The 12750-nt window shown below is 64.8% G+C and carries 14 protein-coding genes; 6 read left to right on the plus strand and 8 right to left on the minus strand.

Features of this window, described 5'->3' with window-relative positions:
- Nucleotides 1-29: 29 nt before the first annotated feature.
- The gene (locus tag FHS96_RS16500) at nucleotides 30-1334 is read right to left on the minus strand and encodes a hypothetical protein (RefSeq protein ID WP_429593803.1); all 1305 of its coding nucleotides are present in this window, start codon (nucleotides 1332-1334) and stop codon (nucleotides 30-32) included.
- Nucleotides 1331-1909 (minus strand): hypothetical protein, encoded by a 579-nt coding sequence (locus FHS96_RS16505; protein WP_429593806.1) that lies wholly within the window; start codon nucleotides 1907-1909, stop codon nucleotides 1331-1333. The genes FHS96_RS16500 and FHS96_RS16505 overlap by 4 nt, the downstream gene beginning before the upstream one ends.
- 88 nt (nucleotides 1910-1997) lie before the next feature.
- On the opposite strand from FHS96_RS16505, the gene FHS96_RS16510 reads away from it, so the two are divergent.
- Nucleotides 1998-2168, plus strand: a complete 171-nt coding sequence (locus FHS96_RS16510) for a hypothetical protein (protein WP_429593808.1) — start codon at nucleotides 1998-2000, stop codon at nucleotides 2166-2168.
- Between the two features lie 44 nt (nucleotides 2169-2212).
- Here the strand turns inward: FHS96_RS16510 and FHS96_RS16515 are convergent, their stop codons facing one another.
- Both FHS96_RS16515 and FHS96_RS16520 read right to left on the minus strand, forming a co-directional pair.
- Nucleotides 2213-3415, minus strand: a complete 1203-nt coding sequence (locus tag FHS96_RS16515; RefSeq protein ID WP_429593811.1) for a hypothetical protein — start codon at nucleotides 3413-3415, stop codon at nucleotides 2213-2215.
- Nucleotides 3416-3519: 104 nt separating this feature from the next.
- The gene (locus tag FHS96_RS16520) at nucleotides 3520-3726 is read right to left on the minus strand and encodes a helix-turn-helix transcriptional regulator (RefSeq protein ID WP_429593814.1); all 207 of its coding nucleotides are present in this window, start codon (nucleotides 3724-3726) and stop codon (nucleotides 3520-3522) included.
- Nucleotides 3727-4461: 735 nt separating this feature from the next.
- Between FHS96_RS16520 and FHS96_RS16525 the strand changes: the two genes are divergently transcribed.
- The 3 genes from FHS96_RS16525 (at nucleotide 4462) to FHS96_RS16535 (ending at nucleotide 7483) form a co-directional block, all read left to right on the plus strand.
- Nucleotides 4462-6192: a ParB/RepB/Spo0J family partition protein gene (locus tag FHS96_RS16525; protein ID WP_429593817.1), complete on the plus strand. Its 1731-nt coding sequence runs from the start codon at nucleotides 4462-4464 to the stop codon at nucleotides 6190-6192.
- 53 nt (nucleotides 6193-6245) lie between these two features.
- Complete coding sequence (locus tag FHS96_RS16530) at nucleotides 6246-6485, plus strand: sigma factor-like helix-turn-helix DNA-binding protein (protein ID WP_429593820.1); 240 nt, start codon at nucleotides 6246-6248, stop codon at nucleotides 6483-6485.
- A 74-nt stretch (nucleotides 6486-6559) separates the two neighbouring features.
- Entirely contained in the window at nucleotides 6560-7483 is a 924-nt protein-coding gene (locus FHS96_RS16535) for a HEPN domain-containing protein (protein WP_429593823.1), read from the plus strand.
- Between the two features lie 4 nt (nucleotides 7484-7487).
- On the opposite strand, the gene FHS96_RS16540 is transcribed toward FHS96_RS16535, so the two are convergent.
- From FHS96_RS16540 to FHS96_RS16550, 3 genes are read right to left on the minus strand one after another with little or no spacing between them, the layout of a single operon-like run.
- Complete coding sequence (locus FHS96_RS16540; RefSeq protein WP_429593826.1) at nucleotides 7488-7649, minus strand: hypothetical protein; 162 nt, start codon at nucleotides 7647-7649, stop codon at nucleotides 7488-7490.
- 7 nt (nucleotides 7650-7656) lie between these two features.
- Nucleotides 7657-7881, minus strand: coding sequence for a conjugal transfer protein TraD (locus FHS96_RS16545; RefSeq protein ID WP_429593828.1), 225 nt, complete (start codon nucleotides 7879-7881; stop codon nucleotides 7657-7659).
- 19 nt (nucleotides 7882-7900) lie between these two features.
- Entirely contained in the window at nucleotides 7901-8221 is a 321-nt protein-coding gene (locus FHS96_RS16550) for a conjugal transfer protein TraD (RefSeq protein WP_429593831.1), read from the minus strand.
- Between the two features lie 171 nt (nucleotides 8222-8392).
- Here FHS96_RS16550 and traA point away from each other — a divergent pair, with 171 nt between their 5' ends.
- Together traA and FHS96_RS16560 are read left to right on the plus strand one after the other, a co-directional pair.
- On the plus strand, nucleotides 8393-11416 hold the full coding sequence (gene traA, locus FHS96_RS16555; protein ID WP_429593834.1) for a Ti-type conjugative transfer relaxase TraA: 3024 nt from the start codon (nucleotides 8393-8395) through the stop codon (nucleotides 11414-11416).
- Nucleotides 11413-12126, plus strand: coding sequence for a DUF6118 family protein (locus tag FHS96_RS16560; protein ID WP_429593837.1), 714 nt, complete (start codon nucleotides 11413-11415; stop codon nucleotides 12124-12126). Before traA ends, FHS96_RS16560 begins: the two co-directional genes overlap by 4 nt.
- Before the next feature lie 333 nt (nucleotides 12127-12459).
- Here the strand turns inward: FHS96_RS16560 and FHS96_RS16565 are convergent, their stop codons facing one another.
- Nucleotides 12460-12624, minus strand: a complete 165-nt coding sequence (locus tag FHS96_RS16565; RefSeq protein ID WP_429593840.1) for a hypothetical protein — start codon at nucleotides 12622-12624, stop codon at nucleotides 12460-12462.
- Between the last annotated feature and the right edge of the window lie 126 nt (nucleotides 12625-12750).

Here is a 12750-nt window from a genome sequence, read left to right on the forward strand (position 1 = left end):
GACAGCTCCTACCCTCTGAATGGCTAGGTTCAGGCGGCCTCAATACGTTCTTCGAGGGTCTGCCGCGGCAGCACCCGTTCTAGGATCAGTACCCGTTTGATAACGTTCGGGTGGACGTGGAAGGTCTTGGCGGCCCCGTCAATCGCAAGATCGTCGAGATTATCAGTATCGAGGTGCTGACGGATGCCATCGAAGGGAGCGAGCAGATTTTGCGCAAAGGCGCGCTGAAATTTTTGACGGTCGGTTTTCGCCTTGCTGATTATCCCGAACCCACACTTCGACCATATCTCGTCGCCGAGCGCGCAGGAAAGTTCGAAGCGTCGGTCGCGGGCGACAACAGAGCTGACCGCCACCTTGTGCCGGTTCGCCTTGTGTTCGATTCGCGCGCTGTAGGGGAGCTTTCGCGCAGTCGCCGGACGGGCTAGCGTCTCCTTCGTGGCGCCGAGAAGGTCTGAGAAGGCGTTCAAACGTATCGGTCTTAAACCAAAGTCCCGCTGGCGGCGCAGGTAGTGGGCAGCCTGTCGGCCCATCTCCCAAGGGGCCTTAGGGGACGCGTCGTTTGAAGGCGGCATGAGGCCATGGGCGGCGCTTAGGTCGACAACGATGTCCGAGGCATTCGCGGCGCGTAGGGCATTCTCAAGGACGACCGCCGAACGCGAACCAGGGGCAGCGGATGCAGCCTCTTCGATCCCGGCTGACCCCACGCGACGCTCCAATTGCCCGAGCGCCCTCATAATCGGCTCGGGTACCGTATCGGGGTCATAGCCGAGCCGTGCCTCGACGCGCCGCCAGCTGGCGAGGAGCTCATCGTTACGCTCGTCACGCAGGGTCGCGATCAGTTGGGCGATAGCAGCCCCGTCGAGTGCGGAAGCGCAGGTCTCTCGAACCTGATCCAAAAAGTGGTCGATCCCGTTCTCGAAGGCTCGGCCTGACACCGAGGTTGTATCAGGCGCAAGGTAGCGAAGAAGCGAGCTCTCTAGATGCCGTGAGAACGCCGGTGTCAGCTGGACATTCTCGCCAGAGCTGTGGATCATGAGCGGGGGCCAGAATGTACCCCCGGACGCCGAACTCAATTCGTGGCGTAGCCGCCAATTCACTGAGGGCGTCGAACCGTCGAGGGATTCGTAGCGCAGCCGCCACCAATTGTCGGCGAGCCAAAAAGCAAGAGAGACAGCGGACGCTCGGAAATGATCTCGCTGTCCGCCTTTCTCGAGGTCGAGAAAACGCGTCAGCGACTCTCCGTCGGCTGCAATGCGTATTTCCGCGACGTCTCGCACGCCGACGGCAGGACTCTTCGGCCAGCGGGCGTCAACGACGAAGGTTTCTGCGATCACTGATAGCGCTTCCTGGCAGCAACGAGGGATGAATCGAGGATGGGGTCATTCTGTTGCGTCACATAGTCAGCATAGCGCATCAACACCTTGCCGGCGATGGCCTCGTTCGGAAGCACTGGATAAGCATGGTACAGGCCGTAACCGGGATTGGTGATCTGCGCTTCGTAGATCCAGCCATTGTCGTCGACCGTCCACAACAGGCTCGGATCGCCTTTTTTCGCGCCTTTGCCGAAAAGGCCCGCGGCGATTCCCCGTTTGAGTAGCGGCAGCGCGCGCTGCATGTCCGCAGGTCCGAAATCCGCATGCTCGTCACAATAAGTCGGATCCTCGTCCTCGCCTTCGTAGGGCTTAAGGTTATAAAGGTGCGGGTGCCTCTTGTGCTTCGAATAGGGACCGAAGCCAGCTTTGGCGGCAAGCAGCGTTCGGGCGTGGGAAGAGGGTGGCGGTTCCAGCAGCCGACGCGGATCGTTCTCCGCTGACCGGGCCTGCTTGCGTCGTGACGGGGGTTTGCGTTGCAGAGTCAGAAGAATCACCGGTCGGTATTGTTCGGACGAAGGCCTGCAGCCGGTCTCCATCCAAATCAAGTCTTTGCAGGTGCAAGGCTCGCAGCGCTACTGAGCTACTCATAGAAGAAGTATGAGCGATGGTCCTGTGAGAATTGGCATGGAAGGCGATCCGGACGAGGCGTTCGACCGAGAACAGAAGCGCGCGATCGCTGCTGCGGTGCAGGCCCAGTTCGGCAAGGGTGACCTTCGTGAGGCCCTTCGCCGGGTCGATCGGCTGGCCGAGCGCCGGCTCGAAATTAACGGTAAGCTTTCGCGCATTTGCGCCTGAACGGTGCGGACCGGGCGACCGCCTCGCCAAGTCCGCATTGGCCGCTACTGCCCTAGCGGTTTGACGATCAGGTGCTCGTCCACCTGTCCTGACATCACCGGATCGATCCGGTCGGCCTCTTTCGCCGCCCACTGCTTCCACTCGGCCAGAGCAGCCGGGTCGAGATCGCGACGCCCTTGCTCGATCGCCGCGCCCACCGAAGCGATCAGCGCCCGCAAGTCCTGCGCAGTGCGCAGCAGTTCGGCGCTTCGATGCAGGGCTGCGAGACGCTCCTGATTGCGTTTGGCGAGAGCCTCTTGCCGGCGCTCCTCGCGCCATGCCTCCATGTCGGCCTGCTGCTTCAGTCGCTCCCTGATGCTCAGGCGGTAGCGCGCTTCCCCCGCGGCGATGATGGCTGCCGCAATATCGGCGACGATCGCCTCCAGCTTGACCTCTCCGTCCTGCCACATTCGCGGAAACCCCTCGGGCAGCGTCGGGTACAGCTCGACGCGCAAGGGTTCCTTGGGTGGTGCTGGAAACGGGTCGCCGTGACGACGGTGGGTCAGCGACGTCTCGCTTGGGTGTCGGATATGCACTTGCACCTGATGATCGCCGATGGTGACGCGAAAGCCGGGTTCTTCACCCCAAAGCTCGCAATGGTGGCCCAGCCGGGTGAGTACCTGCATCAGCGCATCCGCGATCCGGAGCTTTCGCTGTTGCTCTGGCGGCTCGAACACCAGGGCAAGCTCCCATTTGGGAAAGCGCGATGCGGCAATCTTGTCGAGCCTCCGCTCATCGCGACGTAGCAACGTCTGCAGGGCGCGATGGGGCCGTTCCAGCTTCCGCGGCACAGACACCTTGCCGATCTGCTTGAGCGCGTCCTGCCTCAGCTGATGCAGATCTTCCGGCACGTTTTCGGTGGCGAACGGACCCTCCGGGCTCTCGGCTAGGCCCTGATCCTCGCGGAAACGATCGGCGAGTGTGCCATTGACCAGCAGGAGCATATCCTGCCCCGGCTTCCGCGCCGGTAGCGGCGTCCGCTGCACGGGCTTTCCGGCCTGCAGCTTGTTCCAATAGCCCGCCGGCGGAAGCGGGATGCCATGCTTCCGCAGCGCTGTCGTTAGCCGGTGTTCTGAAACGCCGAGTTCGGCCGAGAGCTGGCGCATCGGCCCGGACCAGGCAAGGTCGTACAGCCGAGCGCGGCTGACCCGCACTTCCGCCTGCTGCATCGGCCACCAGGTTGAGCTGGAGCCTCCGATGATCGACATACGACTCTCCGTCAGGACGGGAGTCTTGTTGCCTCAGCTGCCCTTCCTAGCCAACACCGCCGGAGCCGAGTCCTGCATGCGGACGGCCCCGTTACCGCGAGCGGCTAGCCGTCGCTGCGTTGGTAGAACATCGGGTTCCTGAGCCATTCGGCGATCGCGGACTCTCGCCAGCCGGCGCAGCGGGTGCTGATCTGGACGTTCTTCGGGAAGGTGCCGTTCTGCATCTTGCGGTACATGGTCGATCGGCTGAGGCCGGTGCGTTCGAGGACCGTTTTGATCCGGAGGATTCGGTCGGGTGTGTCGGTCTGCATTGGTATCACCTTGCATGGAGTGCGTGTCGGTGGTGCTCCCCGGACAAGGTTGTGCAGGATGGCGGCTGGAGAAAAGAGCCTCTCTGGGGTCAGTGGGGGCATTGGCGGTGCTTGGCGGTACAAAGGTAGGTTAGCGTAGCCTCCAGCTTTGCGAGGGGTTGGTTCAGGACGTCCCACGCTGCGCGTGGCCGCGCTCTACGCCGCGAACGCGACGCCGAGTCGCTGCGCGTCTCGGCCCTTTTGGGTAACGATCGCATGACGCGAGCGGCTGTCGCCGCGAGCAGAACGCGACGATTGATGGGCGTGCTCTGGCCGCTTCTGCGAAGCCGCCAGGGTCCGCAGCACCTTTGCTTTTCGCGTGGCACGCTCGATCCGGCCGGGAGGCGCGGCGGCGGCTGGCCCCCAGGCCCGCGCGCACGCCGCCGCGACGGCCGCCCGGATTCGAGAGAGCGACTCTGCTGGGCTCCTGGCGGAGCCGGACGCGCTTCGCGCTGATGACTGCGGACGCGCTGCTGCGCGGCGCGGCGTTTGGCCTCCGGCACTCGATCTGGCGGGGTGGGCGTCGCTACCCTCTAGTCGCGCCGCGGCGTGCCGCAAGCTGGCTGCGCCAGCTCCTCCTCTTAGTTGCGGCCCTTCGGGTGCGGCCCGCCTCTGCCGGCGGGACTGCCGGTCCGCTCCTGCCGCCCACCCCGCCATTCCGGCGCCGGTTGCGGTGGTTTTTGAGGAGTAGGGACAATGGAACTGAGGCATATCGATACCGCAAAGCTCTGCATCTCGGGCACCAACATGCGGGCCAAAGGCAAGCCGGACTTGTCGCACATCCTTCCGTCGATCCGGGCGCGGGGCGTGCTGGTGCCGCTGATCGTGCGGCCGGCGGACGAGGATCGGTTCGAGATCGTGGCGGGTAAGCGGCGCTATCATGCGGCGCTGGCGGTTGCGGCGGAGAGCGGCGAGGACGAGGCGCTTCCCTGTGCCGTCATGGCGGCAGGCGATGACGCGGCGGCGCTGGAGGCGTCGCTCATCGAGAATGTCGCGCGGCTTGACCCGGACGAGGTGACGCTGTGGGAGAGCTTCACCCGGCTGGTGCGCGAGGGGCGTTCGCCTGGGGATATCGCCCTCACCTTTGGGCTGACCGAGCTGCAGGTGAAGCGGACGCTGGCGTTGGGCAACCTGCTGCCGCGCATCCGCTCGCTCTACCGCAAGGGCGATCTTGATGCGGCGACGGTGCGGCATCTGACCCTCGCCTCCAAGGTTCGGCAGCGCGACTGGCTGGCGCTGTTTGACGATCCGGCGGCGCATTGCCCGACCGGGCACCAGTTGAAGGCGTGGCTGTTCGGCGGGGCATCGATCCCGGTAAGCGCGGCGCTGTTCGACATATCCGACTATCCGGGCGAAGTGGTCTGCGACCTGTTCGGCGACGAGCGCTGGTTCGCGGATAGCGCCAGCTTCTGGACGGCGCAGAATGCGGCCATCGCGGCAAAGGCCGAGAGTTTCCGGGATGCAGGCTGGCGCGAGGTAATCGTGCTGCCGACCGGCGAGACGTTTCAGCATTGGGAACATGAGCGCTGCCCCAAGCGGAAGGGCGGTAAGGTGTTCGTGGCGGTCAGTTCGCGGGGCGAGGTGACCGTGCACGAGGGCTATGTCACGCGTGCCGAGGCGCGGAAGGCGGAATTGGGCGATGCGCTGGTGAAGCCGGTGCGTCCCGAGATGAGCGCGCCGCTCCAGAACTATGTCGACCTCCACCGGCACGCGGCGGTGCGCGCCGACCTGATCGGCCAGCCTTCGGTGGCGCTGCGGCTGATGGTGGCGCATGCCATTGTCGGCTCGCCTTTGTGGGATGTTCGGGTCGAGGCGCAGCGTGCATCGAGCGATGCCATTGCGGAGAGCGTCGAATGCTGCGTTTCGGAAGCGCGGTTCGATGAGAAGCGGCGGGCGGTGCTGGCCCTGCTCGGCTTCGATCCCGAGACCCCGACGGTGCGCGGCGGCTTTGACGGCGACCTTGCCATTGCCGGTCTGTTCGTGCAGCTGTTGCAGCTTCCCGATCCTGCCTTGTTCGATGTGGCGGCGATCGTCATGGGCGAGACGCTGGAAGCCGGGAGCGCGCTGATCGAAGTGCTGGGGCCGTTGCTCGGCACCGACATGGCCAAGGTCTGGCAGGCCGACGACGCCTTGCTCGACTTGATCCGCGACCGCGAGGTGATCGGCTGCGTCCTGGCCGATGTCGCGGGGGAGCCGGTCGCCACTGCCAACGACGGCGCGACCGGCAAGGTGAAGCGCAAGATCGTGCGCGATTGCCTGACCGGCGAGAACGGGCGCGCCAAGGTCAAAGGCTGGGTGCCGAAGTGGATGGCGTTTCCCCCTGCCGCCTACACCGAGCGAGGTGGCGTTCCGACCGTTGCCCGCGCCGAAAAGGTGGCGACCCTCGCCATCACCCCCGAACCGCTGCCGCTGCGTGCGGCCGCGTGAGCGATGCTGGCGGTCGCGAGGCCGCCAGCTTCCTCTTTTGAGGGAGACCTCCGATGATCGAGACACCCGATCCCCGCACGCTGAAGCGGCTTCGGCGCGCGATCCGCAGGCTGCCGCGCAACCAGCACGAAGTGTTCTGCGCCGCCCGTTACGAGGACCTGAGCTATGAGCAGATCGCCGAACGCAATGGCCTCACCGTCCGCGAAGTAGAACAGCTGCTGGCGCAGGCACTGTTCGCAATCATGCGCGACATGGACCGTGCGCCGCGCCGCCGCTGGTGGCGCTTCTGGTAGCCGAGCCCTGGCCTCGCGGCGGGCGCGCCGCGAGGCTGTGCTTTGCTGCAATCACCCGATAGGATCGTTTCGCCATGCGCACCGACCTCGACCATCTGCCACCGGCCAAGCAGCGCGAGCTGGAGCGCGTCGTCCAAATCCTCTTCGAGGAGTTCGGCGACGCGACCGCCATCGCCAACTCCGAGTGGAAGAAGAACGCGCGCATCCTCAAGGTCATCCTCTACGGGAGCTATGCGCGCGGGGGCTGGGTCGATGAGCCACACACCGCCAAGGGCTATCAGTCAGACTTTGACCTGCTGATCATCGTCAACAACGACAAGCTGACCGACCGCGTCGAGTTCTGGGTCAACGCCGAGGACCGACTCAATCGCGAGCTTTCGATCACGAAGACGCTGCGCACGCCGGTCAATTTCATCGTCCACACGCTCGCGGAGGTGAACGACGGACTGGCGCACGGGCGCTACTTCTTCATGGACATCGCTCGGGACGGGATCGCGCTGTATCAGAGCGAGGATACCGAGTTTCACAAGCCGAAGCCCAAGACGCCGCCGCAGGCGTTGGCGATGGCTCGGGAGTATTTCGAGGAGTGGTATCCGAGCGCGATGCGCGCGCATATCAACTTCGGCGACGACCTAAGGCGGGGCTGGCTGAAGGAAGCTGCGTTCATGCTTCACCAGTCCACAGAGCGGCTCTACCATTGCGTGCTGCTGGTATGCACCTTCTACACGCCGCACGTGCACAATCTCGGCTTCCTCCGCACGCAGGCCGAGCGGATCGATCCGCGTCTGATCGACGCTTGGCCGCGCGACAATCGCGCCGACCGGTCGCGGTTCGAGAAGCTCAAGGAAGCCTATGTGAAGGCCCGCTACTCGAAGCACTACCGGATCAGTGAAGAGGAACTCGCATGGCTCGGCGAGCGTGTCGAAGTGCTCGGCCAGGCCGTGCAGGTGATCTGCGAAGAGCGCATTGCTGCGCTGGAGCAAAGCGCCGCCGCCTGATCCATCAGGAGCGTCCGGTCTCTTTCAGTGCCTTCGCAACCATGGCGCCGAGCGCTTCCTCGGCGCGGGCGCGGGTACTCTTTTCCTTGGACAGCAACTCCTGCCGAATCCAGTCAGGCGCCCGCGCGATGATGGCGGTGATCGTCACCTGCAGATCGTCAGCCATCGCGGCGCTATGGCTCCCCTGCGGCATCGTCCGCAAGCGCGAAGGCGCGCTTGCCACGGCGACGCCATAGCGCGAGCGCTTCGTCGCGTCGTTCGCTACGCAATGCCGCTGCTCCTTCGTCCAGTAGGCCGAAGATCACGGCGCGATCGTCGTCGGTTAGTTCGACGAGCCCGGCCTTGGCGACCAAGCCCCCAAGTTCGATCAGCTGGCGCGTTCGCTCGCGGCGTTTCACAACCCATTTCCGCCTGTCGTCACGCGCGATCTTGGCGTTCAGCCGGTGATGCGCCGCTGTCGCTCGCCTGAGCGCCGCGCGCGTTCTGGCGACCGCCGCCGCCAGTCCGACCCGACCCTTGAAAGAACGCTGCGCCCTGCTTGCGCCAGCCCTCCTTCACGGCAGCGTCTTTGCTTTGGACAGCGCTCAGCAAGGCGCCGGCGAGCTGCTCGATCGACAATGCATCGGCGCCGGTGGCGGCGACCAACTCGCCGAGCTGCTGCACCTTGCGTTCCTTGAGCTGTCTCGCCTTGTCGCCGAGTGCCTTCAGTTCAGAATCATAGTCGCGAGGTTTACGCATCGCACCGACCTCAATTGCTGCTTGAGAAGCACTCAGTTAGTAATTGCGTCGATCATCGTAAATATCTTGAAACATCGTGGGACAACCGTGTCCCGAAGAAGATGAAATCTTTTGAGGGCGCGCTTATACGTTGTGCCAACGTCGCTTGGATCGTGTAAGTGGATTGCCGTCATGGCGATCTACCACTTCTCCGCCAAGATCATCAGCCGCGCGAACGGCTCGTCGGCTTTAGCGTCGGCGGCCTACCGGTCCGCGTCGCGGCTGCACGACGAGCGGCTCGACCGGCACCACGACTTCTCGAACAAGGCCGGCGTCGTCCACTCCGAAGTGATGCTGCCGGATGGCGCGCCGGAGCATTTCGCCGATCGCGAAAAGCTGTGGAATGCGGTCGAGGCGGCCGAGCTGCGCAAGGATGCGCAGCTGTCGCGCGAGGTGGAGTTCGCGATCCCGCGTGAACTGGACCAAGCCGAAGGAATTCGGCTGGCGCGCGAGTTCGTCGAACGCGAATTCGTGGCGCGCGGGATGATCGCCGACCTCAATGTGCATTGGGATGTTGGTGCTGAAGGCGAGCCCAAGCCGCACGCGCACGTGATGCTAACCCTGCGCGATGTCGACGAGAACGGGTTCGGCAAGAAGAACCGCGACTGGAACCGCACCGACCTTCTGGAGAAATGGCGCGAGCGCTGGGCCGAACATGCCAACCAGCGGCTCGCCGAACTCGATATCGATGCGCGCATCGATCATCGCAGCTTCGAAGCACAAGGCATCGGCCTGGAACCACAGCATAAGATCGGCCCGGCGGCGTCGCGCATGGCCGCAAAGGGGCTCGAACTCGAACGCGTCGACGAGCATCGCGAGATTGCCCGCTCGAACGGCGCGAAGATCATCGTGCAGCCGCGCATCGCACTCGATGCGATCACTCACAACCAGGCAACCTTCACGACGCGTGACCTCGCGATGTTCGTACACCGGCATAGCGTAGGTAAGGAGCAGTTCGACCACGTCATGGCCGCGGTGCACGGTTCTTCCGACCTGATCGCGCTCGGCAAGGACGGGCGCGGCCAGGATCGCTTCACCAGCCGGGACATGATCGAGACCGAACAGCGGCTCGCACACGAGGCGCAGATGCTCGCGGAGCGCGACCGGCATCGCGTCTCCCAGCAGGATCGCGAGCGCGCCATCATGGGTGCGGAACGGCGCGGTCTCGTCCTTTCCGCCGAGCAGCGGTCAGCGTTCGAACACGTGACCAGCTCGAAAGATCTCGGCGTGGTGCTTGGCTACGCCGGCACCGGAAAGTCGGCGATGCTCGGCATTGCCCGCGAAGCATGGGAGAGTGCCGGCTATCAGGTGCAGGGACTCGCCCTCTCGGGCATCGCCGCCGAGAATCTCGAGAACGGCTCCGGCATAACTTCGCGCACGGTCGCGAGCCTTGAACATCAGTGGGGACAGGGCCGCGAACAGCTGATGCCCGATCATGTGCTGGTGATTGATGAAGCCGGCATGATTGGCTCGCGCCAGATGGAGCGCGTGATTGCCGAGGCGGAGAAGCGAGGCGCCAAGGTCGTGCTCGTCGGCGACCCCGAGCAGCTTCAGGCGATCGAGGCCGGCGCCGCGTTCCGCTCGATTGCCGAGCGGCATGGCAGTGTCGAGATCACCGGCATTCGCCGCCAGCGCGAGGACTGGCAGCGCGACGCCACACGCCAGCTCGCTACCGGCCGCACAGCAGAGGCGCTGGACTCTTACCGAAGCGCCGGGATGGTGGTCGAGTCGGAGACCCGAGAAGCTGCCCGAAGCGCACTGATCGACCGCTGGGACAGCGACCGCACCGACGATCCGGCGCTCTCGCGCATCATCCTGACGCATACCCGGGAAGAATGCGATGAACTGAATGGGTTGGCCCGGGACCGGATGAAGCAGCATGGGATGTTAGTCACTGATATTGCGGTCAAAACCTCGCGCGGCGAGCGCTTGTTTGCCGCAGAGGACCGCATCATGTTCCTCCGCAACGAACGCGAACTGGGCGTGAAGAATGGCTCGCTTGGCACCGTTGAACAGGTGGATCGCAGCCGCATGGCAGTGCTGCTCGATGACGGCCGGCGCGTCGCCTTCGACCTCAAGGACTATGCGGACGTCGCCCACGGCTACGCCGCCACAATTCACAAGGCGCAGGGAGTCACCGTCGACCGGACCCATGTGCTGGCCACCCCCGGGCTCGACCGGCACGCGACCTATGTCGCGCTGTCGCGGCACCGCGACGCCGTTCATCTGCATTATGGCCGCGACGACTTTGCCGATGGCGATCGGCTCGCCCGCACGCTGTCGCGTGACCGGCCGAAGGACAACGCGCTCGATTACGAACAGAGCACGACCTGCTTTGCCGAGCGGCGGGGTTTCGACCGGTCCGCAATCCTCGACGCTCTCGCGCAGGAGCGGCTGGTCGACCGCAGCCATACCGCGCCGGAGCCGGAACGCCGTCGAGGCAGGTTCGACGGACTGCGCCTGCGCGTGCCCGCTGCCGATGTCGAGCAGAAGCGGGGCAGGTTCGACGGGCTCAGGCTGTCGGCGCCAGCCGAGCCGCAGCCGGTGGAGCGGGGCAGCGGGCTCGCTGCCGCTGTCCAGCGCTACGCCCGCGCGCTCGAGGACATCGATCGAATGACTGGGCAGCGTCTTCCCGCGCTGGAATATCAGAAGGCTGCCCGCGTGCAGGCAGCGCAGGCGCTAGACGCTGTACAGCAGCACGGCGCTCTCGATCTGGACGCCGCATTCGCGCGCGAGCCCGCATTGGTCAGCGAGGCCGCCAATGGCCGCACAGCGATCGCCATTCGCCAGATGCAGCTCGAGACCGAGCTGCGCATCAATCCCGAGTTGCGCGCCGACCGGTTCGTGCAGGCATGGCAGCAGCTCAGGAGTCAGCGCGACAAGCTGAACGGCTGGCAAAACGAGGAAGCTCGCGGCGCGGTCGAGAACCGCATGCGGGCAATGGCGAAGAGCTTGGAGAAGGACCCGGCGTTAGGCGCTGCGCTCAGCAAGCGGGGCAACCAACTGCTCGGCCGGCAATGGTCCCCCGAATGGTCGCCGGGCAGCCGCGACGGTGGCATCGGCATGGCGATCGGGGATCAGGTGCGCACGCGAGCAGTAATCCAGCAACTGACGTTCTCGATCGAACGAGGGCGCGATCTGGGGATCGGACTATGACCGCTGAGACCGCAAGTCCACCTGCGGACGCGATCGACGATCCGGAGGTGGCATTCGCGGCGATGAGCCGGAAACTTTCGGGGCTGACTGCGGCGGTTGAGGGGTTTGCGGCACGCCAGCAGGAGCTGCATGCGCGCGACTATGGACCAGATCTCGCCACGATCCACGAGCGGCTGGAGAAAATGAAAGACGCAATCCTGACGCTCAACGAGCGTCCGGCGATGCAGCTCACGCCCGAGAAGATCGGATCGCAGATCAGGTTCGCGGGTGAGCAAGGTCGCGCAGCCGACCACCAGGCATGGGACATCGCTAATCAGCAACTCGGCTGCGCGATCAGGTCCTTGAACGGCGTCGTGGCCTCCGCGCGGATGGCCGAGACGCAAAGGCGGTGGATTGCAGGCGCCGCGGCGCTCGCGCTGACAGTCGGGTTTGTCCTCGGAACGGTTCTGCCCACCCGGATCGCGCAGGCCGTGCCGGAGAGCTGGCATTGGCCGGAGGCGAGGGCCGCGCGCATTTTGCAACGTGATGGCTGGAGCGCCGGAGAGCGATTGCTCCAGGTCTCGAACCTCCCGCGGTGGAATGAAATGGTCGATGCCATCAGGATCGTCGACCAAAACGCGGAGGCGTTGACGAACTGCCGCGAACGCATCGCACGAAAGGGCAAACCTGTCGATTGTGCTATCCAGGTAGGCACAGCGCCATCTCGCTAGCGGAGCGACGGCAGTTTTGAGCCGACACCCGCCGTTCGGCCGCCAGCTTCGTTTGGCCAGAAGCGGTCATCCGTTTAATTAAAAACCGGTCGGACGCAGTCTCGACCGTAACCACCGCCATTGCCACTGCCGGAGAAGGCGTTTGGGCAATAAGTTGCATGCTCCAGGGCGGATGACCGCCCAAGCCGACCCTTGCTATTCCAGGGGCGGATCTGTTCGAGCCACACCTTCGTGGACGTTCCGCGACCCTCGTGACTCGGGGTAGTGCCCGGGGACGCGGATATGCGCAGAAGACGCGGACCTCCGTGAAGAGGCCCGCGTCCGTTGTGCTAGTCAGCGCTTCTTCGGCGCCTGTCCGGCGGTCTGGTCCTGCCCGAGAGCAGTGGCTGCGAGGGTGTTGATCTGCGCCTTGGTGGGGGTCACCCGCCCGGCGAGCACGTTGGAGGCCAGCGTCGAGACCTTGCTCGACGTCTGACGCGGGGGCGTCGACTTCGACATTGTGTAAGCTCCGTTTTTGACTTGGTAACGCGGGAAGCGTAGACGGAGCCCGCGAGGCGCGCCGCTCGCGACGCGCCTAGCGGGCTTCAGCTAACCGCTGTTGTTCGGGCCATGAACCACATGGCG

The organism is Sphingomonas zeicaulis (genome assembly GCF_050433225.1).
Taxonomy (GTDB): domain Bacteria; phylum Pseudomonadota; class Alphaproteobacteria; order Sphingomonadales; family Sphingomonadaceae; genus Sphingomonas_D; species Sphingomonas_D zeicaulis.

Excerpts from the sequence above, each read along its gene's own strand:
- FHS96_RS16560 (WP_429593837.1), top strand. The coding sequence starts at position 11,413 with ATGACCGCTGAGACCGCAAGTCCACCTGCGGACGCGATCGACGATCCG.
- FHS96_RS16565 (WP_429593840.1), bottom strand. The coding sequence starts at position 12,624 with ATGTCGAAGTCGACGCCCCCGCGTCAGACGTCGAGCAAGGTCTCGACG.
- FHS96_RS16530 (WP_429593820.1), top strand. The coding sequence starts at position 6,246 with ATGATCGAGACACCCGATCCCCGCACGCTGAAGCGGCTTCGGCGCGCG.
- FHS96_RS16540 (WP_429593826.1), bottom strand. The coding sequence starts at position 7,649 with ATGGCTGACGATCTGCAGGTGACGATCACCGCCATCATCGCGCGGGCG.
- FHS96_RS16535 (WP_429593823.1), top strand. The coding sequence starts at position 6,560 with ATGCGCACCGACCTCGACCATCTGCCACCGGCCAAGCAGCGCGAGCTG.
- FHS96_RS16525 (WP_429593817.1), top strand. The coding sequence starts at position 4,462 with ATGGAACTGAGGCATATCGATACCGCAAAGCTCTGCATCTCGGGCACC.
- FHS96_RS16515 (WP_429593811.1), bottom strand. The coding sequence starts at position 3,415 with ATGTCGATCATCGGAGGCTCCAGCTCAACCTGGTGGCCGATGCAGCAG.
- FHS96_RS16520 (WP_429593814.1), bottom strand. The coding sequence starts at position 3,726 with ATGCAGACCGACACACCCGACCGAATCCTCCGGATCAAAACGGTCCTC.
- traA (WP_429593834.1), top strand. The coding sequence starts at position 8,393 with ATGGCGATCTACCACTTCTCCGCCAAGATCATCAGCCGCGCGAACGGC.
- FHS96_RS16510 (WP_429593808.1), top strand. The coding sequence starts at position 1,998 with ATGGAAGGCGATCCGGACGAGGCGTTCGACCGAGAACAGAAGCGCGCG.
- FHS96_RS16505 (WP_429593806.1), bottom strand. The coding sequence starts at position 1,909 with ATGGAGACCGGCTGCAGGCCTTCGTCCGAACAATACCGACCGGTGATT.
- FHS96_RS16550 (WP_429593831.1), bottom strand. The coding sequence starts at position 8,221 with ATGCGTAAACCTCGCGACTATGATTCTGAACTGAAGGCACTCGGCGAC.